The organism is Paenibacillus sp. LC231 (genome assembly GCF_001860525.1).
In the GTDB taxonomy this organism is placed as follows: Bacteria; Bacillota; Bacilli; order Paenibacillales; family Paenibacillaceae; genus Paenibacillus_AQ.
This window is the reverse complement of record NZ_JFOM01000053.1, coordinates 41947-62359: the sequence shown is the minus strand read 5'-3', so window position 1 is coordinate 62359 and position 20413 is coordinate 41947. Positions and strand designations below refer to the sequence as shown.

The 20413-nt window shown below is 49.3% G+C and carries 22 protein-coding genes and 1 other RNA gene; 9 read left to right on the top strand and 14 right to left on the bottom strand.

Features of this window, described 5'->3' with window-relative positions; all coding sequences use genetic code 11:
* Window positions 1-163 precede the first annotated feature (163 nt).
* The 5 genes from AK95_RS27595 to AK95_RS27575 form a co-directional block, all read right to left on the bottom strand.
* Window positions 164-1198 (bottom strand): M42 family metallopeptidase, encoded by a 1035-nt coding sequence (locus tag AK95_RS27595; RefSeq protein ID WP_071223117.1) that lies wholly within the window; start codon window positions 1196-1198, stop codon window positions 164-166.
* A gap of 39 nt (window positions 1199-1237) precedes the next feature.
* Window positions 1238-1564, bottom strand: a complete 327-nt coding sequence (locus tag AK95_RS27590) for a LapA family protein (protein ID WP_071223116.1) — start codon at window positions 1562-1564, stop codon at window positions 1238-1240.
* Window positions 1565-1672: 108 nt separating this feature from the next.
* The gene (pepF, locus tag AK95_RS27585; RefSeq protein ID WP_071223371.1) at window positions 1673-3463 is read right to left on the bottom strand and encodes an oligoendopeptidase F; all 1791 of its coding nucleotides are present in this window, start codon (window positions 3461-3463) and stop codon (window positions 1673-1675) included.
* Between the two features lie 202 nt (window positions 3464-3665).
* Window positions 3666-3848 carry a hypothetical protein gene (locus AK95_RS27580; protein ID WP_071223115.1) on the bottom strand — a complete coding sequence of 61 codons (183 nt, stop codon included), beginning with the start codon at window positions 3846-3848 and terminating at the stop codon, window positions 3666-3668.
* A gap of 3 nt (window positions 3849-3851) precedes the next feature.
* Window positions 3852-4085: a hypothetical protein gene (locus tag AK95_RS27575; RefSeq protein WP_071223114.1), complete on the bottom strand. Its 234-nt coding sequence runs from the start codon at window positions 4083-4085 to the stop codon at window positions 3852-3854.
* Window positions 4086-4280: 195 nt separating this feature from the next.
* On the opposite strand from AK95_RS27575, the gene AK95_RS27570 reads away from it, so the two are divergent.
* Window positions 4281-4478, top strand: coding sequence for a cold shock domain-containing protein (locus tag AK95_RS27570; RefSeq protein WP_006211711.1), 198 nt, complete (start codon window positions 4281-4283; stop codon window positions 4476-4478).
* Window positions 4479-4570: 92 nt separating this feature from the next.
* Here the strand turns inward: AK95_RS27570 and AK95_RS27565 are convergent, their stop codons facing one another.
* Window positions 4571-5761, bottom strand: a complete 1191-nt coding sequence (locus tag AK95_RS27565; RefSeq protein WP_071223370.1) for an MFS transporter — start codon at window positions 5759-5761, stop codon at window positions 4571-4573.
* A gap of 243 nt (window positions 5762-6004) precedes the next feature.
* Here AK95_RS27565 and AK95_RS27560 point away from each other — a divergent pair, with 243 nt between their 5' ends.
* Together AK95_RS27560 and pfkA are read left to right on the top strand one after the other, a co-directional pair.
* Window positions 6005-7087, top strand: coding sequence for a tetraprenyl-beta-curcumene synthase family protein (locus tag AK95_RS27560; RefSeq protein WP_071223113.1), 1083 nt, complete (start codon window positions 6005-6007; stop codon window positions 7085-7087).
* A gap of 21 nt (window positions 7088-7108) precedes the next feature.
* A complete protein-coding gene (pfkA, locus tag AK95_RS27555; protein ID WP_071223112.1) occupies window positions 7109-8080 on the top strand; it encodes a 6-phosphofructokinase in 972 nt (323 codons plus the stop codon).
* A 169-nt stretch (window positions 8081-8249) separates the two neighbouring features.
* On the opposite strand, the gene AK95_RS27550 is transcribed toward pfkA, so the two are convergent.
* The 4 genes from AK95_RS27550 to AK95_RS27535 all read right to left on the bottom strand — a co-directional run bounded on the left by AK95_RS27550 (window position 8250) and on the right by AK95_RS27535 (window position 12671).
* Window positions 8250-9647, bottom strand: a complete 1398-nt coding sequence (locus AK95_RS27550) for an MATE family efflux transporter (RefSeq protein WP_071223369.1) — start codon at window positions 9645-9647, stop codon at window positions 8250-8252.
* A 268-nt stretch (window positions 9648-9915) separates the two neighbouring features.
* Complete coding sequence (locus tag AK95_RS27545; RefSeq protein ID WP_071223111.1) at window positions 9916-11103, bottom strand: putative glycoside hydrolase; 1188 nt, start codon at window positions 11101-11103, stop codon at window positions 9916-9918.
* Window positions 11104-11482: 379 nt separating this feature from the next.
* A complete protein-coding gene (locus tag AK95_RS27540; protein ID WP_071223110.1) occupies window positions 11483-11677 on the bottom strand; it encodes a hypothetical protein in 195 nt (64 codons plus the stop codon).
* Window positions 11678-11849: 172 nt separating this feature from the next.
* A complete protein-coding gene (locus AK95_RS27535; protein ID WP_071223109.1) occupies window positions 11850-12671 on the bottom strand; it encodes a YitT family protein in 822 nt (273 codons plus the stop codon).
* A gap of 286 nt (window positions 12672-12957) precedes the next feature.
* Here AK95_RS27535 and cshA point away from each other — a divergent pair, with 286 nt between their 5' ends.
* Window positions 12958-14565 carry a degradosome RNA helicase CshA gene (gene cshA / locus AK95_RS27530; RefSeq protein WP_083397743.1) on the top strand — a complete coding sequence of 536 codons (1608 nt, stop codon included), beginning with the start codon at window positions 12958-12960 and terminating at the stop codon, window positions 14563-14565.
* A gap of 190 nt (window positions 14566-14755) precedes the next feature.
* Here the strand turns inward: cshA and AK95_RS34645 are convergent, their stop codons facing one another.
* On the bottom strand, window positions 14756-14857 hold the full coding sequence (locus tag AK95_RS34645) for a sporulation protein YjcZ (RefSeq protein ID WP_194543886.1): 102 nt from the start codon (window positions 14855-14857) through the stop codon (window positions 14756-14758).
* A 188-nt stretch (window positions 14858-15045) separates the two neighbouring features.
* Between AK95_RS34645 and AK95_RS27525 the strand changes: the two genes are divergently transcribed.
* The 3 genes from AK95_RS27525 (at window position 15046) to AK95_RS27515 (ending at window position 16622) form a co-directional block, all read left to right on the top strand.
* Window positions 15046-15849: a YesL family protein gene (locus AK95_RS27525; protein ID WP_071223107.1), complete on the top strand. Its 804-nt coding sequence runs from the start codon at window positions 15046-15048 to the stop codon at window positions 15847-15849.
* 43 nt (window positions 15850-15892) lie between these two features.
* A non-coding RNA gene (gene ssrS, locus AK95_RS27520) (6S RNA) lies at window positions 15893-16084 on the top strand.
* A 145-nt stretch (window positions 16085-16229) separates the two neighbouring features.
* Window positions 16230-16622: a DUF1499 domain-containing protein gene (locus AK95_RS27515; RefSeq protein WP_006211699.1), complete on the top strand. Its 393-nt coding sequence runs from the start codon at window positions 16230-16232 to the stop codon at window positions 16620-16622.
* 72 nt (window positions 16623-16694) lie between these two features.
* Here AK95_RS27515 and tpx read toward each other — a convergent pair whose 3' ends face one another.
* Window positions 16695-17213: a thiol peroxidase gene (tpx, locus tag AK95_RS27510; RefSeq protein WP_071223106.1), complete on the bottom strand. Its 519-nt coding sequence runs from the start codon at window positions 17211-17213 to the stop codon at window positions 16695-16697.
* Window positions 17214-17334: 121 nt separating this feature from the next.
* On the opposite strand from tpx, the gene AK95_RS27505 reads away from it, so the two are divergent.
* A complete protein-coding gene (locus AK95_RS27505; RefSeq protein WP_071223105.1) occupies window positions 17335-17949 on the top strand; it encodes a rhomboid family intramembrane serine protease in 615 nt (204 codons plus the stop codon).
* An 89-nt stretch (window positions 17950-18038) separates the two neighbouring features.
* The gene (gltC, locus tag AK95_RS27500) at window positions 18039-18959 is read left to right on the top strand and encodes a glutamate biosynthesis transcriptional regulator GltC (RefSeq protein WP_071223104.1); all 921 of its coding nucleotides are present in this window, start codon (window positions 18039-18041) and stop codon (window positions 18957-18959) included.
* Window positions 18960-19085: 126 nt separating this feature from the next.
* Here the strand turns inward: gltC and AK95_RS27495 are convergent, their stop codons facing one another.
* Window positions 19086-19766: a zinc metallopeptidase gene (locus AK95_RS27495; protein WP_009594846.1), complete on the bottom strand. Its 681-nt coding sequence runs from the start codon at window positions 19764-19766 to the stop codon at window positions 19086-19088.
* 42 nt (window positions 19767-19808) lie between these two features.
* The gene (locus AK95_RS27490; RefSeq protein ID WP_071223103.1) at window positions 19809-20258 is read right to left on the bottom strand and encodes a MerR family transcriptional regulator; all 450 of its coding nucleotides are present in this window, start codon (window positions 20256-20258) and stop codon (window positions 19809-19811) included.
* Window positions 20259-20413 lie beyond the last annotated feature (155 nt).

The window sequence follows — 20413 nt, the reverse complement described above, 5'->3', positions numbered from 1 at the left end:
GAATAATAAAGGGGCGTCCCCAGGCATAATGCCTTGGCGGGACGCCCCTTTGTTAGTATAAGGCCAGCGTGGCTGAACCATTTTGATCATACAGCAACAACATCTTCTAAAGAGAGGATGGTTTTTTGTGAAAGAACGCGAACAGACGTTTTTTATAAAATGATCAACTGACGTAGGCCGCCAGCAGCTTTACGGTGTTAAGAACGGCTTGTTTATGCGTTCTTTCCATTGCATGGGATGCATGGACGCCGGGACCGATCAGCGCGGCCTTGATGTTGCTGCCCGCGGAAAGCGCTGCAGAAGCGTCAGAGCCGTAATGAGGGTAGACATCCACCGCATACGCAATGCCTTCGCTTTCGGCTAACTGGATCAAACGGCTGGTCATGTCATAGTCATAGGGACCGGATGAATCCTTCGCGCAGATGGATACATCGGTTTCCTTGCAGCTCAGGTCATCGCCGATGCAGCCCATATCGACCGCAATCATCTCATTGATGTCGGCAGGAATGTAAGCCGCGCCATGTCCCACTTCTTCATAGTTCGAGATGAGAAGCTTTACATTATGTTTAGGTTTCCAGTTATCCCGCTTCATGCTTTCGAGCAAGCCGAAGAGGGCAGCGACGCTGGCTTTGTCATCCAGATGGCGCGATTTGATGTAACCGCTTGGCGTAATGACCGCACGGGCATCAAAAGAAACAAAATCTCCAACCCCGATGCCGAGTTTCTTCACATCATCGGCCGACTCCACCATTTCGTCGATCCGGACCTCCATATGGGCTTCCTGGCGCTTGAAATCGCGTGCATCGCTGTATACGTGGACGGAAGGATGCGTGGACAGGATCGTGCCCGTATATTTCTTGCCGCTGCGGGTATGGATGATGCAGTATTCATTCTCAATGCTGTTCATCATGTATCCGCCAACGGAGGTAAGACGGAGCGTGCCCTCTGATTTCACGGCACGAACCATCGCGCCAAGCGTGTCCACATGGGCGCTCAGACCGACCGTACGGCTGCCGTCTTGTCCGGGAACGGACAGAATGGCGCCGCCTTTTTCATTCCATTCGAGCGAAACATCAAGCGTTGCCGCTTCCTGTTCGATCCGCTTCATGATGTCATGGGTATATCCGGTTGGGCTCGGTGTATCGAGCAGTTCTTTTAGCAGGTTCAGCACGTAAGTTTCATTCGGTTGTATCGCCATTAATTGTTCAGCCTCCTTGGTTCAATCGAACAGCCTTCCCTATTCAGCGGGGGCGTCCTTCTGTTCTTTCTTGCTTTCCTCTTCCGCAGCTTGTACTTCAGGGGTGTATCCCGTTACTTCACGGATATGTATAAGTTGCTCGGCTAACGAACGGATCTCCTTCTGCATTTGATATTGACGGTAAATGCCGAACGTGCCGACAATGAGTCCCCCGATCAGCGAGCACCCGATAATCAGCAGAATCAGCGGTACATTGACTGTGCCGAATAATAAATTCACTGCGACCGGTTTGACATTGATGACGGCGAATACAGCCGTAATCAGGGCAAACAATAAGGCTGCGATTAGCGACCATTGAATTTTCATGGGGAACACCTCCTTCCTCCAAACAGTATAAAATCCCTTGCCTGTAAAGGGCAAGGGATTTTATTCCACTGGTCAATTGAGATACGCTCAACCTGCCATAGCGGCTGTTTATTTCGTCAACTGCTCCATTTGGCTGATGATGTCTTCAAACACGCTCATCGCTTCACGAATCGGCTCCGGCGAGGACATATCCACGCCGGCCTTCTTGAGGATGTTAATGGAGTAATCGCTGCCGCCGCTCTTCAGGAAGCCGAGGTAACGGTCAACGGCAGGCTGGCCTTCCTCAAGGATTTGCTTGGAGAAGCTGGTCGCAGCCGAGAAGCCGGTCGCATATTTGTAAACATAGAAGCTGTTGTAGAAATGAGGAATTCGCGCCCATTCCATTCCGATCTCCTTGTCTACCTGCATGCCTTTACCGTGATATTTCACGTTCAGCTCATAATAGATGTCGGATAGATCCTGAGGAGTCAGGGATTCGCCGCCTTCCGCGCGTTCGTGCACAATCTTCTCGAACTCGGCAAACATCGTTTGACGGAATACCGTGGTCCGGAATTGATCGGCATAGTAGGTGAGCAGGTACATTTTCTGCTTCGGATCCTTGGCGTTTTTCAGCAGGTAATCCATCAGCAACGCTTCGTTCGTTGTAGATGCCACTTCAGCCAGGAAGATGGTGTACTGGGCATCACGGTATTTCAGAGCGTTGTCGGAATAGTAAGAGTGAAGCGCATGACCCATCTCGTGTGCAAGGGTAAACATGCTGTTCAGGTTATCTTTATGGTTCAGCAGGACATATGGGTGGGTGCCGTAAGCGCCCCAGCTGTATGCGCCAGTCCGTTTGTTCTCGTTCTCGTATACATCGATCCAGCCGTTGTCATATCCCGCCTGCAGGCTGCTCAGATAATCTTCGCCAAGCGGCGTCAGGCCTTCCTTGGTCATTTGCTTCGCTTCTTCGTAAGTGATATCCCACTTATACTCTTCTACGAGCGGTGCGAACAAATCGTACATGTGAAGCTCATCCACGCCCAGCAGCTTCTTGCGGAGCTCCATGTAGCGGTGGAGGAGCGGCAGGCTCTCGTGAATGGTATCGATCAGGTTGGTGTAGACTTCCTTCGGAATGTTATCGCCATAGAGCGCCATTTCCAGAACGGAAGGGTACTTGCGCACGCGGGAATAGAAAATATTTTTGTTTACATTGGCATTCAGCGTGGCTGCAATCGTGTTCTTCTGTTTGCCATAGGTTTCGTACACGGCTTTGAAAGCACGCTCGCGAACTTCGCGGTTCGGACTTTCCAGGAATTGAATATAGTTGCCGTGCGTGAGCTCGACTTCCTTGCCGTCCTCGTTTTTGATTTTCGGGAATTTCATGTCCGCATTGTTCAGCATGCCGAAAATGGTCTGCGGCGCAGAGGAGAGGTTGCCGACCTGAGCCAGCAGCGCTTCTTCGGTCTTGGACAGAACATGAGCCTTCTCCCGTTTCATTTCGGACAGCGTAAACTTGAATTCCTTGAGGGTAGGGTCTTCAATCAGTTTGTCAAGCTCCGTTTCGGACAAGGACAGAATTTCCGGCGTTATGAAGGAGAGGGCTTCTCCGGCTTCGACATTCAATTTTTTGGCTTTGGCAGATAACGCCTGATATGTAGGGTTTGCTGTATCCTCATCATGATGCATGTGAGCATATACGTATAAACGTTCGGCATGATATGAGATTTCGTCCTCAAGCTCGAAGCATTCCTTGATGGAAGCCGCGTTGGTTAACTTGCCTTGATAATCGGCTGTGCGTTTCAGAAGATTCTTCAGCTCCGCATAGCTCGCATCCCATGCCTTCTGGTCAGCGAATAAATCTTCAAGCTTCCATTGATGCTCTTTAGGGACATCAGCGCGTTTTAACAATTGTTCCATGGAAATCCTCCTTGAATGATAGGTATTAGTTGGAGTCCGGGTTCCTTCAGATAAGACTTCGTTGCGGGCAGTCGATAGAGCGATCAGGCTGATTGCAATCGTAATGGAGAGCACCTTGGCGCCTCTCATGGCATCATACCTCCTCGAATTGAAGCATCCGAGCGATAGTATGCCGCGTACCCGCCACTTTCATCCTATAAATTTACGAGGAACCCAGATTCAAGAAACTGTATACAATAAGGTAAAAGGCAAACAAGATGAAGGCGACGGCAATCAGGGCCATCCCCTTCCTCAGTCCCGGCGGTATCTTATCCCGGTACATGATCATGATGGCACCGAGACTGAACGCGAGAATAATGAAGATGACGATATTCGTATAATCCATTCGTTACACCTGCTTAAAAGCAGCCATCATTTCTCTCCACTCATCTTCCCGGCCTTCAAAATCTGCTTTGGGAAAACGGTTTTGAGCCCAGTGCATCAAGGCTGGACGACTCAGAAAAGTATGGGTCTCTTCACCCCACTGGTCAGAAATTTCGCGGAGAACGATGTACCGGCCCTGAACTTCAACCGTCATCATGTTCCACTTGTCTTTTTTGTATATTTCATGTTTTTTGATCATATGCATTCTCCGTTTGCTACTTAGGCTTTTGGGTAAATGATAACGCACAGGCGGGCGTAAAAGCAAATAATCTTCTGTTAAATAGTGGCTCAAAAAAAGCTCCTTAGGGCGAATTGACGGATTGCATTGTCAGAAAACATGGGATATAATATGGATATTCGCCATAGATGGCGGTATTTTTAGGAGGTTGTTCATTTGAAAGGTACAGTTAAATGGTTTAACGCAGAAAAAGGTTACGGCTTCATTTCCGTTGAAGGTGGCGAGGATGTATTCGTACACTTCTCCGCAATTCAAGAAGAAGGCTTCAAGAGTTTGGAAGAAGGTCAAGCGGTTGAGTTCGACATCACTGAAGGTAACCGTGGTCCTCAAGCAGCCAACGTAACAAAACTGTAAGTTAGCTCCCAATACGGAGATCTTATAGAATTACCAAGGCATGAAGCACAGTTCTCGGCTTAGAGAACTGTGCTTTTTTGTATTCGTATGGGTCAAGCGCTGATTCCGCCGACATTCATATCCTCCGGCTTGGCAAAAAGGTGCCTGTAAAGAAAACCGAGACCGGCGATAAAGGCCAGGAGGGCTGCGAGCTGGTAGAAGGCCGGTCTTCCCGCCGCTTCGAACAGCAGACCGCCGAAGGCCCCGCTGAGAAGTCCTGAAACGCTTGACCAGAAGATAATGAATAGAGCCATGCCGGTCGCGCGGTAATGCCAAGGAATGATCCTTGTAATATAGCGCACGGCGGTTACATAGAACACGCCGAAGGTAATGCTGTGAAGCGATTGAACCGCAAGCACGGATAACGGGTCAGCCGCAAGGGCCATGAGCAGGAAACGGAGCGCGAACATCAGGCTTGCAAAAGTCAGCAGAGGCAGCTCCTTCATCTTGTCGCCATACTTGCTCAGCAGGAAGAAAATCGGGATCTCGCTGGCAGCCGAGACCATCAAGGACCAGCCGATGAGTCCTTCGCCCGCTCCCAGCTCGGATAAGGTAAGCGTAAGAAAGGCTTCATTCATCCGGTGGGCGATGGCAAGACAGAAGGTGCAGCCGAAGAACCACAATATTTCTTTGGAACGCAATATTTTGAGAAGGGCTGCCAGCTCGACAGGCTCCGACTTGGCAGCAACTCCGTCGCGGAGAAGAAACGAGCAGAGCAGCGTGAACACGCCGATGCCGATGCCGATAGCCAATGTGGCCGACGCACCCGCGGCACTGATGGCATATCCGATGGCAAGCGCGAAGAATGCGTAGCCGAGTGAGCCGAATACGCGAATAACGGTAAAGCTGCGTCCGTACCTCTGTGCCGTTTGGATGGCCATCGTATCCGCCAGCGGATAGACCGGATAGTAGAAAAAATAAAATAGACTGATCGTGATCAATACTACGCCGAAGCTTGCAACCTGCCATAAAACAAGCATCGTGACAAGCTGTCCGATAATGAGAATGTTCATGATGCGTTTGATGGTCCGGTATTTGTCACTGGTGTAACTCCAAATCATATTGGAGAACATGGATATAAGCGGGCCGATGGCATACAGATAACCGATCTGCGCGCTGCTGAAGCCGATTTCTTTGAAATATAGCGGAAAATAGGAAATGACAAGGGCTGTCGTGCCAAATATCGTAAACATAAAGGCGCGCAGCCAGTTCTGATCCGGTCTGGGCGTAGCAGGAAGTTTCATGCTGGGGATCTCCGTTCTTTTCACGAACCCGGCGTAGATAACGTTATTCGTGAGGTTCATGGTCTGTTATTCAGCTCCGACTAGTATATAACATATCGCAGAATGGAGATAGATGGATTATAAGATGCGTTTACTGACATGGGTCGTCAATGATTTGTGTTATTTGTGCAAAATGAACGATCATATTATAATAGGTTTGATTTGGATAGGTATAAAAAGACAACCATGTGGAGGCAGAGTTCATTGAATAATCAAGAGCTAAGCCGTAAGGTTCCGCGCAGTCCGGTCGGGCTGATGAGCCGGGTGTACAAATTCATACTCCCGGAAGTGCGGATCGAATTGGAGAAGTGGCGCCGGGAGGCTGAGCAAATTCCGGATGAGGAGCTACGAAAGCAGGCACTGGCCAGTATAGATACCAAAAGATTTCACTGCCAGGGCGGCGCGGTGTATGCCGCAGCCAATCTGCCGGAGAAGCATATTCTCATTCCATTGATTGTAGCTTACCAGACAATTAGCGATTATCTCGATAATTTATGTGACCGTAGTACTTCGCTGGACCCAGCGGATTTCAGACAGCTCCATCAGTCGATGCTGGATGCCGTTTCGCCTGAGACTGAGCCGGCCGATTATTACGCCCTCCGGACCGAAAGGGAGGATGGAGGCTACCTTCTCCGTCTTGTGCAGAAATGCCGGGATTGTATCGGTCAATTATCAGGATATGAAGCGGCAAAGCCCTACATAAGGGATTTGGCTGGGCTGTATACCGATTTGCAGGTATACAAGCACATCCATCCGGATAAGAGGGAAGCGGCATTGCTTGAATGGTGGTCCCAGCATGCCCACCGGACACCGCATCTGCGGTGGAACGAGTTTGCGGCAGCAACGGGATCAACCTTGGGCGTGTTCATGCTATTCTTGGCTGCAACCGATCCGTTTCTGGATGACGAGGATGCTTCGTCCATCCATGCGTCTTATTTTCCGAATGTATGCAGTCTCCACATTATGCTGGATTATCTTATTGATCAAGACGAAGACAGGCTGGGCGGCGATCTGAACTTTTGTAATTATTACGAAGATGCCGATACGATGCTGAACCGGATAGCTTCCATTGTTGAGTGGGCCCGGAAGGATGTCAGAACGATTCCCTCGACCCCTTTTCATCGTATGATCATTGAGGGGTTACTGGCGTTATATTTATCCGATCCAAAAGTCAGCGAGCAGCAACTGGTTCGCTCCGTATCCAAGCGTTTGATGAAGAAGAGTCCGATGACCCGGATCTTTTTCTACGTCAACAGCCGATGGATTCGCAAGCATAAGCATGAGTGACATTGAAGGAGGAAAAGAAACATGGCAGAGGTTAAAAAAATTGCAGTTCTTACAAGTGGTGGCGATTCCCAAGGGATGAACGCGGCGCTTCGCGCGGTTGTGCGCAGCGGTCTGTATTATGGTCTTGAAGTATATGGAATTCAGCGTGGTTACCAAGGACTTCTGGAGAACGACATCGTCAAAATGGATCTTCGCAGCGTAGGGGATATTATCCAGCGCGGAGGCACGATCCTTCGTTCCGCCCGCTGTGAAGAGTTCAAGACGGCGGAAGGACAGCAGAAGGGTGCCGACATTCTGAATCAGCACGGCATCGACGGCTTGGTCGTTATCGGAGGGGACGGCTCTTACCACGGGGCGAACAAGCTCAGCAAACTCGGAATCAAAACCATGGGCCTACCGGGCACGATTGATAACGATATTTCCTATACGGACTATACAATCGGCTTTGATACAGCCGTGAGCGTCGTTGTAGACGCCGTTAATAAATTGCGCGACACGATGTCTTCCCATGCGCGCTCGTCCGTTGTAGAGGTTATGGGACGCCACTGCGGCGACATTGCGCTCCATGCGGGCCTTGCTTCAGGCGCAGAGACCATTCTGGTGCCGGAAGTGGAGTACAACCTTGATGAAGTGGCAAACCGTTTGCGCGAGAATTTCGCAAAAGGCAAGCGTCACAGCATCATCATCGTAGCGGAAGGCGTCGGACGCGGCGAGGACATCGTATGTGATCTTAAAGAGTGCCACGCCTCGATCGACGCACGGGTAACGGTGCTCGGACATATCCAGCGTGGTGGAGCTCCAACTCCGTTTGACCGCAACCTGGCAAGCCGTCTTGGCGATTTTGCGGTTCGCAGTCTGATTGACGGCCAATCCGATAAAGGATGCGGCATCATCAAGGGCGAGCTGGTCCTCACGGATATTGACAAGGTCGTTAACACGAAGAAAGAATTTAACCGTGAGCTGTATGACTTGGCATTGCGGTTGTCCCAATAAAATTAGGACACGTCCTAATTTCTGGCGAGAAGCAAAAAGACCGTCTCCCATTGCAGAACGCATTCTGCATGGAGACGGTCTTTTTGTAGCGGTAAGAAAGTAGAAACCTCGGAGGCGTGCCAGCCATATTTCGCAAGAAAAACTCCCGCAGAATACGGTGTCTCTTCTCTTAGAGGCTCTTCGACTGACGATAGGATGCGGATCGGGATGGAGCATGTACCTGACGTGCGAACTTGCGCTGAACTTTGACCAGACGCATAAGCATCAGGGCAGCGCCGACGGCAAGGCCCGTGATTAACCCGATCCAGTAGCCGAAGGCTTGCCAATCGGTGTAGTTGGCGAGCACATAACCTACGGGCAGACCAATCACCCAAAACGACAGAAAAGCGAGCATGAAGGCGACATTAACGTCTTTATAGCCCCGCAGCGCTCCTTGGGTTGGCGTGGCGATCGCGTCCGAGATCTGAAAGAAGATCGCGAACAGCAGAAACTGCTGGATCAGCGCCACGACGGCAGGCTCGTTGGAATATAATCCGGCAACCTGGCGGCCGGCCATAAACAGGATGACAGCCGTGATCAGCGACAGGATAACGGCTGTGCTGATGCCGAGTTTCGCGTACTTCCAGGCATCCTTCATTCGTCCCGAGCCGGCCTCGAAGCCTACAAGGATGGTGAGACTCATGCATATGCTTAATGGCAGCATATACAGTGTTGTAGCGAAATTCAGGGCCGCTTGGTGAGCGGCAATCGTTGCCGTATCAAAGCTGCTCATAAGCAGCGTCACCGCAGCGAAGACGGCGGTCTCCAGAAAGATGGAGAACCCGATCGGCACGCCGATTTTTAATAGGCTTTTCCATGCGCTCAATGAAACTCCCTGAAGCTGCCTGAAGATGCCGAATGAAGAGAACGGGTGGCTGTTATGGATGATCACGATGGCGATGATGAGCACGGTCCAGTATGTAATCGCGGAAGCGATACCGGCGCCCACGCCCCCCATTCTTGGAAAGCCCCAGAATCCATAAATGAACAGCGCATTCAGGCCTACGTTCACCGGCAGGGTAATCAGCGTGATCACCATGGAAATTTTAGTTTGCCCGAGCGCATCAATAAAACTGCGCAGTACGGTATAAGCGAACAGCGGAATGATGCCGATCGAGATGGCGGCGAGAAACTGGGAGGCAATCCGCCGAACTTCCGGCTCCAGGCTCATGGCTCCGAGAATGCTCGGTACAACGGCATACCCGATCGCAAGGACGACGATGGCAAGTAAGATGGACAGCCAGAGCGCCTGGTTCACTTGGTAAGCGATCTTTTTTTCCACTCGCCCGCCAACGAGCTGCGAAACGATGGGGGTGATCCCCATCAGAATTCCGCTAAGGCCGGTTTGGACCGGGATCCAGATGCTTGTCGCGATTGCTACGCCTGCCAGGTCGGCTGAGCTGAATTTTCCGGACATGTTGGTGTCGAAAAAAGTAATGGCCGATAAGGCTAGCTGCGTAATTAAGATGGGGATAAGAATGATTGCAAATTGCTTCAGCTTTCCCCGTGTTGTCGTGGTCGGTTGCATGTGCGATGTGCCTTTCTTATTGTAGTTTTCGGACGGTGCCCCCATATTGTAGGGTTCTGCTATGGTTGGGGACAATAACTGGCTTATTGAGCGGCGACCCAAAACTCAACCAATCGTTGAATTGGAGTGCGTCAATTTGACAGATTAAGGGGCAAGCCAGCCCTACCCATCATCATAGCATCTGCTGTCAAGAGAGTTCACCGAACTGCTTGAACGCAGAAAGGGCCGGCCATGTTGATGGCCGACCCTTTGCGAATGGATAATTGAATTATTTATGAGTGACGCCTTCCGTATACCGGTTTGAAGCATTCCAGAGTAAATATTCATCGACGTTTGTATCTTTGAGGGCGCGAATCTGCTCTTCGATTTCCTTTTTGCCGTACTTGGCATAATTACCGCTTCCGAGCCAGCTCGCGGTAAAGTCCTGAATCCATGGCCGGATGATCGGCTTCTGCTCTCCCAGCTCCTCGAGCTTCTTGTGGGTATCTTCCATGGATCCCTTGATGGTCTGGTAAGGAGCCTTGTCCGGTACAGGAGAGCCGAACCAGCCTGCCGTGTAATGGCTTGGGTATACCATCGGACTGATGATATCGACGTTTTTGGAAATTTTGACGAAGTCCTGCCCGATGCCTTCTGCTGCAGGCACCGAGGCCGCATAGCCGAAGATGTCAACGGATACGCGGATGCCAAGCGGCGCGAGTTCTTCCCGGGCATACTGCACAAAATCGGATACCACGTCCACGCGCGATTGATCCGTTTTGGTGTACTTCAGGGAATCGGCGCGTTTCTCAAAGCCCTCCGGAAAACGGACATAATCAAACTGGATTTCCTTGAACCCGAGTTTGGCAGCTTCCTTGGCGATCTCGATGTTGTAATCCCATACCTCTTTGCTGTACGGGTTAACGAAGCTGTCGCCCCCGCCATTGGTCCACACGCTGCCGTCTCCTTTACGGAAGGAAAGCTCCGGGTTTTTCTTGGCAAGAATGGTATCCTTGAACACGACAACTCGGGCGATCGGATAAATATCGTGTTTCTCCAGCCGCTTCATCAGCTGTTTGATGTCTTTGATAAAAGGCTGGGATTTACCGAGTTCCTTCAGCTTCGGATTATCGGTTTTGTACGTTATGTATCCTTCATCGTCCTTGATGTCAATGACCATGGCATTGAGTTCGGTCTTGTCCATAAGATCCACGAGCTGATTCATTCTGGAGCCGCCTGCGCTATAAGCCGTTACATAAATGCCTTTGACTTTGGGAGCGTCAATCTGCGGATCGATTTCCGTCGTGTTTGGCTTGATGCCGGGTTGGCCCTGGCCTTGATTGTTCTTTTGGTGCATGCCCTGAATCACGGCGGTATTTAACGATGCCTGAAGTTTGGCGGTAAGATTGTTGTCTTGCGGACTGGAACCGCCGAAGCCCGCGGACGCCAAGATGAATAAAGCCAAGATGATATTCATAATTACTCTCTCCCTTGTGTACATTCACATCATGATTATAAAGGAACGGATGCCTTCAAAAAGAACAGGATTGTTACAATCGACAATAAATTGGAAGCGGCGGGTGAGCGTACTTAGTTCATTAAACGGGTCAAGGGCGTTTTAAACGCTAAATATCGACATTTGTGGCAGGTGGCCGTGAACAACGTGTGAACTTGGGGAGTGACTAGCATCGGAGTATAATACCCGAAAGAAGGCGGATAGCGTTTACATTGTAACTGGTGGAAATGACGTGCTTATAGAATTTACATTTATCCATAAAAAAATGCCGTTACTCACCGGTGAATTTTACCGGAGAATAACGGCACTTGTGATGCGATATTCACGTGTTGCATAAAAATTAATGAAGCGGCGTTTGGTTCTGATGCTCGCAAATGCTGAACTGAATAATTTCAAGAGCGTCCTCCTGCTCCAGAATACTCAGCCCGTCCCTAAGAACGATCATGGAATTCAGTTCGTTCTGTCTAAAGAACGATAACATTTCCGGGAACCACTTCATGACGATTTGTGACAATTTTACCGTTTCCATTTCCATAAAAATCACCCTTTCCTTCCAAATTGGTTAGGCAGGACGTTCTTTTGTAAAACGGAAAAACAATTAAAATTGGGCCAAAGCGATGCCCGGGAAACAGATCTCATGAATATTGTAGGAACCGCGCACAAATATTATACCACAAATTTACCTTACCCTGACAGGTGGTAAATATTTAGTTCTTGCGGAATTGCCCCATGACAGCCGTGGTTTCCACGATATTAACAAAGGCCAGGGGATCTGTCTCTGTAATAATCTGTTTTAGCTCAGCCAGCTCGTATCGCGTCGTGACGGTCATAAGCATATCCTTTTCTTTATGACTGAAGGCCCCCTCGGTTTTGATCTTGGTTATGCCGCGGGGGCGCTTAAGCAGCTTCTCGAGCAGGGCTTCCGTCTGGTTCGTTACGATAAAGACGGTAACCTTGATATGACTGACGTGGAGCATATCGACCATTTTGCCGGCAATATAGATGGAGGCCATGGAGGCAAGGGCCAGGTTCCAGTCGTTTTCCAAATAAGCAACCGCCATAATGACGATGGCGTTCAGCGTCACGAGTACACTTCCTACGGGGAAGTCCCGATATTTCGTAACGAGGGAGCCGATAATATCAAAGCCCCCTGTGGAACCGCCAACCCGAAAGGAGAGGCCGGTGCCGAATCCGACAAGCACGCCGCCGAACACCGAGGACAGCAGCATGTCGGTCGCAACCGGGGTAACCGGAATGAGCTCAAGGAACAGGGTAGTCACAATAACCGAGAGAACGCTGAGACCAACGAACCTTTTGCCGAGCTTGAACCAACCTGTGATAAGAATCGGGATATTGAGCACAAAATACATGACGCTGATATTAAGCGGCGTAAAGTAGCCGATAATTAGGGCCACGCCGGAAACGCCTCCGCTGAGCAGATGATGGGGAATCAGAAACAAATTAAATCCGCCGGCGATAATGATGCCGCCGAACACGATCGAGAAATAGGTCCATAGACGCTTCAACATAGGAATCACCTCCCGGTTATTATGACTTCTTTAAGCTTGCTGGTATTCCAGAAATGTTTTGTGATATAATGTATTGGATATTCTTGAGTAGTCCGTTACATTGATAACTTTGCAAGCTTATCAGGATGATTATACATTAACCAGTCATCATACTGGTGATAAGAGAAATATACCGGTTCACCTCGTGCAGAAAATCCTGCTGGCCGGGAAAGCCTATAAACGTTACCACTACTTAAGAATACAGAGAAGAAAGTGGAAGTCCACAGATAGAAGGAGTATGAACCTATTGAAAAATTTCGCAGATTTTGGCTTGGAGCCGCGCGTGCTTCAAGCAATTACTGAACTTGGCTTTGAGGAAGCCACACCGATTCAATCCCAGTCGATTCCGATTGCTCTTACCGGCAAGGATATGATTGGACAAGCACAGACGGGTACTGGTAAGACAGCAGCATTCGGCCTTCCTCTTATCCACAAAATCGCCAAGGAAGAGGAGCGTATCGTCGCTCTGATTATGACACCGACCCGTGAACTTGCCATCCAGGTTGCTGAAGAAATCGGTAAACTGTCCCGTTTTAAAGGAATCCGTTCCTTGGCTATTTATGGTGGACAGGATATCGGGCGTCAGATCCGCGCTTTGAAAAAGAAGCCCCAAATTATTATCGGCACACCAGGTCGTCTGCTTGACCACATCAACAGAAAAACCATCCGACTTGACGATGTCCAAACCGTTGTATTGGATGAAGCGGATGAAATGCTGGACATGGGCTTCATGGAAGACATCCAGTCGATCCTGAAGCTTGTTCCTGAAGAACGTCAAACCTTGCTGTTCTCCGCAACTATGCCGGCTAACATTCAGAAGCTGGCATCCCAGTTCCTTAAGGAACCTGAGCATGTATCCGTTATTCCTAAGCACGTTAGTGCACCTCTGATCGATCAAGCATATATCGAAGTTCCTGAACGTCAAAAATTCGAAGCATTGAGCCGCCTTCTGGATATGGAGTCACCTGAGCTAGCGATCGTCTTTGGACGTACCAAGCGCCGTGTTGACGAATTGGCAGAAGCATTGCAAAAACGCGGGTACTCGGCAGATGGTCTTCATGGCGACCTGTCCCAGCACCAACGCGATACCGTTATGCGTAAATTCCGTGACGGAAGCATCGATGTCCTCGTGGCAACCGATGTGGCAGCACGCGGTCTCGACGTATCCGGCGTTACCCATGTTGTAAACTTTGACTTGCCGCAAGATCCGGAAAGTTATGTACACCGTATCGGACGTACAGGCCGTGCGGGTAAGGAAGGTACGGCTTGGTCCTTCGTGACACCGCGTGAAATGGATCATCTGTATTTCATCGAGCGTGTGACTCGTCACCGTATTCCACGCAAGCCGTTGCCAACGATTGCCGAAGCGATTGAAGGCAAACAGCGTATCATCGCTGAGCGAGTGCTTGAAATCATTGAGCAGGGTGAATTGACCGAATACAAAGGTCTTGCGATTCAATTGCTGGAGCAGTACGATTCCGTACAGCTGCTGGCAGCTGCAATGAAAATCCTGACAGGCGACAAGAAGGAAGCATCCGATATTCATCTGACGCCTGAAGATCCGATCCGTGCTAAACGCCGGAAGCCGGACATCCGCAATGGTCGCAAGCCAAGCGGTGGCTATGGCGGCCGCAGCAGCGGCGGCGGATATCGTCGTGATGGAGGCAGCGGCAGCGGTGGCGGTGGTAACCGTGGCGGCTACTCCAAAGGCGGATACAACCGTGATGGTGGCGGCAGCAGTTATGGCAACCGCGAGGGCGGTGGCTACAACCGTGACCGCAACAATAGCGGTGACCGTAAACCGCGTTCCTACAGCGGCGGCGAGCGTCGTCCTAACCGGAGCGGAGACGAATAATATATACGCGTAATTTCTTCTGACTGAAGAAACCAAACAGAAAAGACGAAGCAGCTGCCCACGCCAGGTGGAGCCGCGCTTCGTCTTTTTTCATGTTTAAAGAAGATGCACCCAGGGTGCATCCCCTTTAAACTCGCAGTTTTAGAGCAATACCTAGCTGATCTGTTCCACTTCATGATTCAAAGAGACATTAGATGTAGAATGTGCTGAGAATAATGACAAGGAGAATGAACAGAACCAGGACAATACCAACATTACTTCCGTAGCCGTAACCGCCGCCTTCACAAGACATACATAATCCCTCCTCTTTAAATTTGGAAATTCAAGCTTGTTGAACGGATTACGTGATATCGTATGGAGAAACAGGGGCACTGGATTGGATAAACACCCAGGTTCGTATAAATTAGGCTCTGGCAATGCATGTACCAAATAAGGTATATTAATAGATACATGCATGATTTGAGTGAGGAGGAAACGGATTTGGAAATGAAAGGAGCCATGGGTGGCTTATACAAGCTCACCGAGTGGATTACCCGTATTGCTTTTTCGAACATCTTGTGGGTTATTTGTACATCGCCTTTCCTGTTTATTGTTCTAACCAAATTCCTGATGGCCGTTCAGACACCGGATGCGCATAATGAGCAGCTGCTGTCGAACTGGGTTCTGGGAATATTATCACCGTTTGTTTTGTTTCCGGCTACGGCGGCTTTATTTACCGTTGTACGCAAATGGGTAATGGGCAATCCGGACGTATCCGTATTTAAAACGTTCTTCAAGGGTTATAAGGAAAATTATAAGCAGAGCATGATCGGCGGCATTTTTTATACGCTGCTGTTCGTGATTATGTACGTGGATTACACGGTTTATATGACGCAGCTAGATGGTTTCCAGCTTGTCGGCATTGTGATGCTCGTGCTGCTTATCGTGCTGTTTGTCTCCCTGTTTAATTTCTTCTCCATGACCGTTCATTATGAGATGAAAACGACGCAGCTGTTAAAAAATGCGGTGCTGCTGACATTGATTCGTCCGTTCCGCGTATTTTCGACTTTAATCGGAAGCGCTGTCTTGGCGTATATCGGCACGCAGATGCCGGTGCTGTTCGTGTTCTTCCTGTTCTGCCTGATGGCATTGTTCGCATTCTTTAATTTCTATGCCACTTTCACCAAAATGCAGGAACAGCAGGAGAAGATGAAGAAAGCGGAGGAAGAGGAGTCCGAAACCGAACAAGCTCTTCTGGAAAGCATGGAATCTGCCAAAAAGGGAGAGAACAGATCGAAACCTTAGTACGCGAGGTTTACTTTTCCGGCAAAACCCCCTATAATAAGACTACATCCTGCGATGTTCGTTTCGGTTTTCCGTTGTTTTGAACCAATGACGATGTCTAGGGAGATCTATACGTAATCGTGGCTGAAATGCCCTGTCTATATGACAAGGGGAATTCATAAGCGGTTCTGCGGTCACCCACCTGCTAATGCAGGTTCGAAGACAATGTTTACCGGACGGCATAGGCGGGTTTCGTTAAGTCAATGAATGGGCACCTCTTTCATTTCGAATTCGAAGTGAAAGAGGTGCCTTTTTGCTATATATAAAGGTTTGCTGAAAGCATAAACAATGTTAAACTAGAGTATGGAAAGGAACGGTCATTTATAAAGGAGGAACGGTCTTTGTCATTAAAACGAGTTCTAATTGGTATCGTGCGCAGCTATGACGGCACAAGCGACCGTGCTAAAGATCCCAAGCTGAAGACGCGTTATTACAATCTTTCAAAAGAAAAGTGTTTTGAAGAGGTTTCCTCGACACTGAAAAAAATTCCGGGTTACAAAGTTCTGCATGAGGTTAAATCCGTGGGAGAGATCACGCTCGAGAAAAGAACCTCGTTTGGACGTACACTGGACATTACCGTATCCGTGCTCGGCATCAGTCCGGTTCGCAGCGCAGTTGATATGTATTCGGCGTCCCGCGGTTCCCTAGGGGATCTGGGAGCGAACTACCGGGTTATCTTGAACCTGTACGCTGTTCTGGATAAAAAACTGAGCAAGTATAAAGTGGATGCTTAGTAGAATAAGAAAAAGCGGGAGAGCTGCTCTCCCGCTTTTTAAAAGTGTGCAGTGTATGTAGCTTTTGGCGTGTTACCGCAAAGATTTTACTGCATCGATCGCGGCTTCGTAATTCGGGTGCTCCGTCATCTCACCAAGGTATTCAACATAGGTGATGGTATCGTTAGTATCCACGACGAAGATCGAACGCATGTCGAGTTGGAATTCCTTGATGAGCACGCCATACGCTTCACCGAAAGAACGCGATTTATAGTCGGAGAGCGTAATGACCCGGTCAACACCTGCAGCTCCGCACCAACGGGCTTGGGCGAACGGAAGGTCGGCACTGATCGTAAGGATCACCACATCATCGCCCAGACCAGCAGCTTCTTCATTGAAACGGCGTGTCTGTGCATCGCATACCCCGGTGTCGAGGGAAGGAACGACGCTGATCAGCTTGATTTTACCGGCATAATCCTTAAGAGATACGTCTTCGAGCAGGTTTTTGCTCACTGTAAAATCCGGCGCGGCATCACCAGCCTTGAGCTGTGGACCGATGAGTGTAATAGGATTGCCTTTGAAAGTGGCAGCTCCTGAACGTTCTTGAGCCATGAGAAATCTCCTCCTTGGATATCAAAGTTTGGTGATCAGGTTCATGGTACATTATAATCTTTTTAAAAAGGGAATGTCCACTAGGAGCATCCCTGCCCTGGTTTAGGATGAGGAGGATGCTATGATATTCGTACGTTATGAAAATTGGAAAAGTTATTTGCGTTATTATCCCGTTACATCGCTGCTGCTTGTCATTAACCTGGTGATGTTTGTGATCACATCCTTAGACGGCGGTTCCAGAAATCCGGTTACGCTGCTGAAATATGGAGCTTTATCGGATTTGCCGCAATTCGTTGATCAGGCATGGAGATACTTTACGGCGATGTTTCTGCATAACGGGTTTGATCATGTATTGTTCAACGGCTTCGCACTGCTGGTATTTGTTCCCCCGCTGGAGAGAATCATGGGGAGCTGGAAGTTTGCCATTCTGTATCTGCTCAGCGGTGTCCTCGGTAATGTAATCGGATTGGCTTATTATGAGCGCATGGAGGACTATACCTTCCTTGTAGGCGCCTCAGGAGCCATTTACGGAGCTTATGGCGCTTATCTGTACATCGCCCTGTTCCAGCGGCATGTCATTGATGAGTCGTCCCGCAAGACGCTGTTCACCCTGCTTATTTTGGGGATACTGTTCTCGTTTACCCCAGGGGTCAGCCTTGTAGCGCATTTCGGCGGATTGGTAGGCGGATTTTTCCTCTACGGTCTCATGATTCGATTATTTAAGCGTCGAACATAATCGGACCTTAGAGGTCTGTTATAATAGAATTGGATGATTTGATAAAGTCTTCAAGTCTTCTAGGGAATAAGAATGGAGCGATAAAAGGCGTGGAATTACGACAGTTGCAATACTTTGTAAAGGTTGCGCAAAAGGAACACGTTACCCAAGCGGCAGAAGAGCTTCATGTGGCTCAGTCAGCCGTCAGCCGTCAAATACATCAGTTGGAAGAAGAGCTTGGTGTTAATTTGTTCATGCAAAAAGGCCGGAATCTGCAGTTAACCCCGGTAGGCCAGCTTTTTTGCAAACGGGTGGAGAGCATTATGAAGGACTTGGACCGTGCGGTCGTCGAGATACATGAATTTCTGGACCCGGAACAGGGGGAGATCCGCATCGGATTCCCACACAGCCTGGGCATCCATTTGATTCCGTCCATTGTGGCTGAATTCCGAAAGAAATATCCGAACGTGAAGTTCCGGTTCAAGCAGGGGATGTTCCCGACACTGATCCGGGACGTGGTTGGAGCTGAAGTGGATCTGGCATTTGTGTCGCCATTTCCGGATCGTCATGATCAAGTGGATGGGGATATCGTTTTGACAGAGGAGCTGTTTGCGATCCTGCCGCCGAATCACCCGCTTGCGGGGGAGCAGTCCATCAAGCTGGAGCAGTTGAAAGAGGAGCGCTTTGTGCTGTTCAGCAAAGGCTACTCCTTGCGTCCAATTGTGTGGCATGCCTGTCTTGAAGCAGGGTTCACGCCGAAGATTGCTTTTGAAGGCGAGGAAACGGATACGATCCGCGGGCTGGTTGCGGCCGGTATGGGGGTCAGCCTGCTTCCTGAAATGGCGCTATTCCAGACGAATCCTCTGCAGCCGGCACGCGTCCGGATCTCGGAGCCGAAGGTAACGCGTTCCATCGGTCTGATCCACCGCGCGGACGAGAAGCTGCCACCGGTTGCTCAGGCATTCCGTGCGTTTCTGCTTCAATATTTTGGTATTGATCCGTCGCCGAAAAAGGAAGGGAAAGCGGACTGACGCATCAACTCCCTAACCTGGCTTCATTAATCAAAAATAACATATATCAGATATAAAAAAGAGGGCTTTCCTTCTCCACCGATCCAGGTAGAGAGGAAAGCCCTTTGTTGTTGTGTTGTTGTTGGGTTATTCCCGGTTGCTCGTAAAGATCATGATATAGCGGATCAACTCGAGCAGAGATATCAAAGCTGCAGCGACATAGGTCAAGGCCGCGGCGTTCAATACTTTAGCAACTCCGCGTTCTTCGTCATTGGCGATATAGCCTTCTTGAACCATCAGCTGACGAGCACGGTTACTTGCGTTAAACTCGACCGGCAAGGTGACGAGCTGGAAGGCAACGGCGCAAGAGAAGAAGATGATGCCGAGACCGACCAGGTTCATGGCTTGGAACAGGAATCCGGCAATCAAGAGAAACGGTGCGATACCCGATGCGAAGTTTACGACCGGGAACATTTTGTGACGGGCTACAAGCATCGGATAGTGCTCGGCATGCTGGATCGCATGGCCAACCTCGTGACAAGCAACAGAGACAGCCGAGATCGTGCGTTCATAATAAACGGGCTCCGACAAACGCACAACGCGTTTGGTCGGATCATAGTGGTCGGAGAGTGTGCCTGGCACCGGTTCAATCGGCACATCGTGGAGTCCGTTGGCATCCAGCATATGCCGGGCAGCATCGTAACCTGTCATGCCGGTGCTGTTCTCGACCTTAGCCCATTTGTTAAACGTGCCTTTGACCCGGAACTGGGCCCATAGCGAGAATATAAAAGCGATAATAATGAGAATAAACATCCAGTCAGAATACATGTATCATACCCCCATACAAAGTTGTTATTTGGTTCTTCACCATTACATCGAAGTGAACTGGTTCAGCAAGATTTGTAGCGACTCGATGCAAGCAGCTCCTTTAGGAAGAATGTTAGCGAGTACTTCCCGGGCTTGACTTGGCTTTAATTCACTCAGTAGCGGGTTGAGTTCCTTCACATCCCGTTCCAGCTGTTTCATCTGTATTTCGAGCTTGGTTAGCTTCTCCGTCATTTCGGAATCATCGGGAACCGACTTCCAGCGATCCAGTCTCTCCTTAATCTCATCGAGAGTATATTTCTCTTGCTTTAACTGATTAATACGTTCGAGAGTGCTTAAGGTTTCAGAACTGTACAACCGGTAGTTTTTTAACGTCCGTTTTTCAGGGGAGATCAAACCCAGCTTCGTATAATAGTCAATGGTTCTTTCGCTGATTCCGGCAACTTTGGCCAGTTCACCGATCCGGAAAAGGTTTCCGCTCGTGATCCCCATCATTCATCACCTCACAAGCTTTCATTGAATTGGAAATTAATGAATGCATTTATATTTTCATTTTAATAGAAATATGATACATGATCATGAACCATACAGTCAAACGTCATAGTTGTGACAAAAATCTTGAAGCCTAGTTTTTTTAATCGATACATGAT

Bases quoted from the DNA above. Each gene is read 5' to 3' on its own strand.
- AK95_RS27540 (WP_071223110.1), bottom strand. From the start codon at position 11,677: ATGGAAATGGAAACGGTAAAATTGTCACAAATCGTCATGAAGTGGTTC.
- AK95_RS27565 (WP_071223370.1), bottom strand. From the start codon at position 5,761: ATGAAACTTCCTGCTACGCCCAGACCGGATCAGAACTGGCTGCGCGCC.
- AK95_RS27545 (WP_071223111.1), bottom strand. From the start codon at position 11,103: ATGAATATCATCTTGGCTTTATTCATCTTGGCGTCCGCGGGCTTCGGC.
- AK95_RS27590 (WP_071223116.1), bottom strand. From the start codon at position 1,564: ATGAAAATTCAATGGTCGCTAATCGCAGCCTTATTGTTTGCCCTGATT.
- AK95_RS27580 (WP_071223115.1), bottom strand. From the start codon at position 3,848: ATGGATTATACGAATATCGTCATCTTCATTATTCTCGCGTTCAGTCTC.
- AK95_RS27490 (WP_071223103.1), bottom strand. From the start codon at position 20,258: ATGATGGGGATCACGAGCGGAAACCTTTTCCGGATCGGTGAACTGGCC.
- AK95_RS27535 (WP_071223109.1), bottom strand. From the start codon at position 12,671: ATGTTGAAGCGTCTATGGACCTATTTCTCGATCGTGTTCGGCGGCATC.
- pepF (WP_071223371.1), bottom strand. From the start codon at position 3,463: ATGGAACAATTGTTAAAACGCGCTGATGTCCCTAAAGAGCATCAATGG.
- AK95_RS27595 (WP_071223117.1), bottom strand. From the start codon at position 1,198: ATGGCGATACAACCGAATGAAACTTACGTGCTGAACCTGCTAAAAGAA.
- AK95_RS34645 (WP_194543886.1), bottom strand. From the start codon at position 14,857: ATGTCTTGTGAAGGCGGCGGTTACGGCTACGGAAGTAATGTTGGTATT.
- tpx (WP_071223106.1), bottom strand. From the start codon at position 17,213: ATGGCTCAAGAACGTTCAGGAGCTGCCACTTTCAAAGGCAATCCTATT.
- AK95_RS27495 (WP_009594846.1), bottom strand. From the start codon at position 19,766: ATGTATTCTGACTGGATGTTTATTCTCATTATTATCGCTTTTATATTC.
- AK95_RS27505 (WP_071223105.1), top strand. From the start codon at position 17,335: ATGATATTCGTACGTTATGAAAATTGGAAAAGTTATTTGCGTTATTAT.
- pfkA (WP_071223112.1), top strand. From the start codon at position 7,109: ATGGCAGAGGTTAAAAAAATTGCAGTTCTTACAAGTGGTGGCGATTCC.
- AK95_RS27550 (WP_071223369.1), bottom strand. From the start codon at position 9,647: ATGCAACCGACCACGACAACACGGGGAAAGCTGAAGCAATTTGCAATC.
- AK95_RS27575 (WP_071223114.1), bottom strand. From the start codon at position 4,085: ATGATCAAAAAACATGAAATATACAAAAAAGACAAGTGGAACATGATG.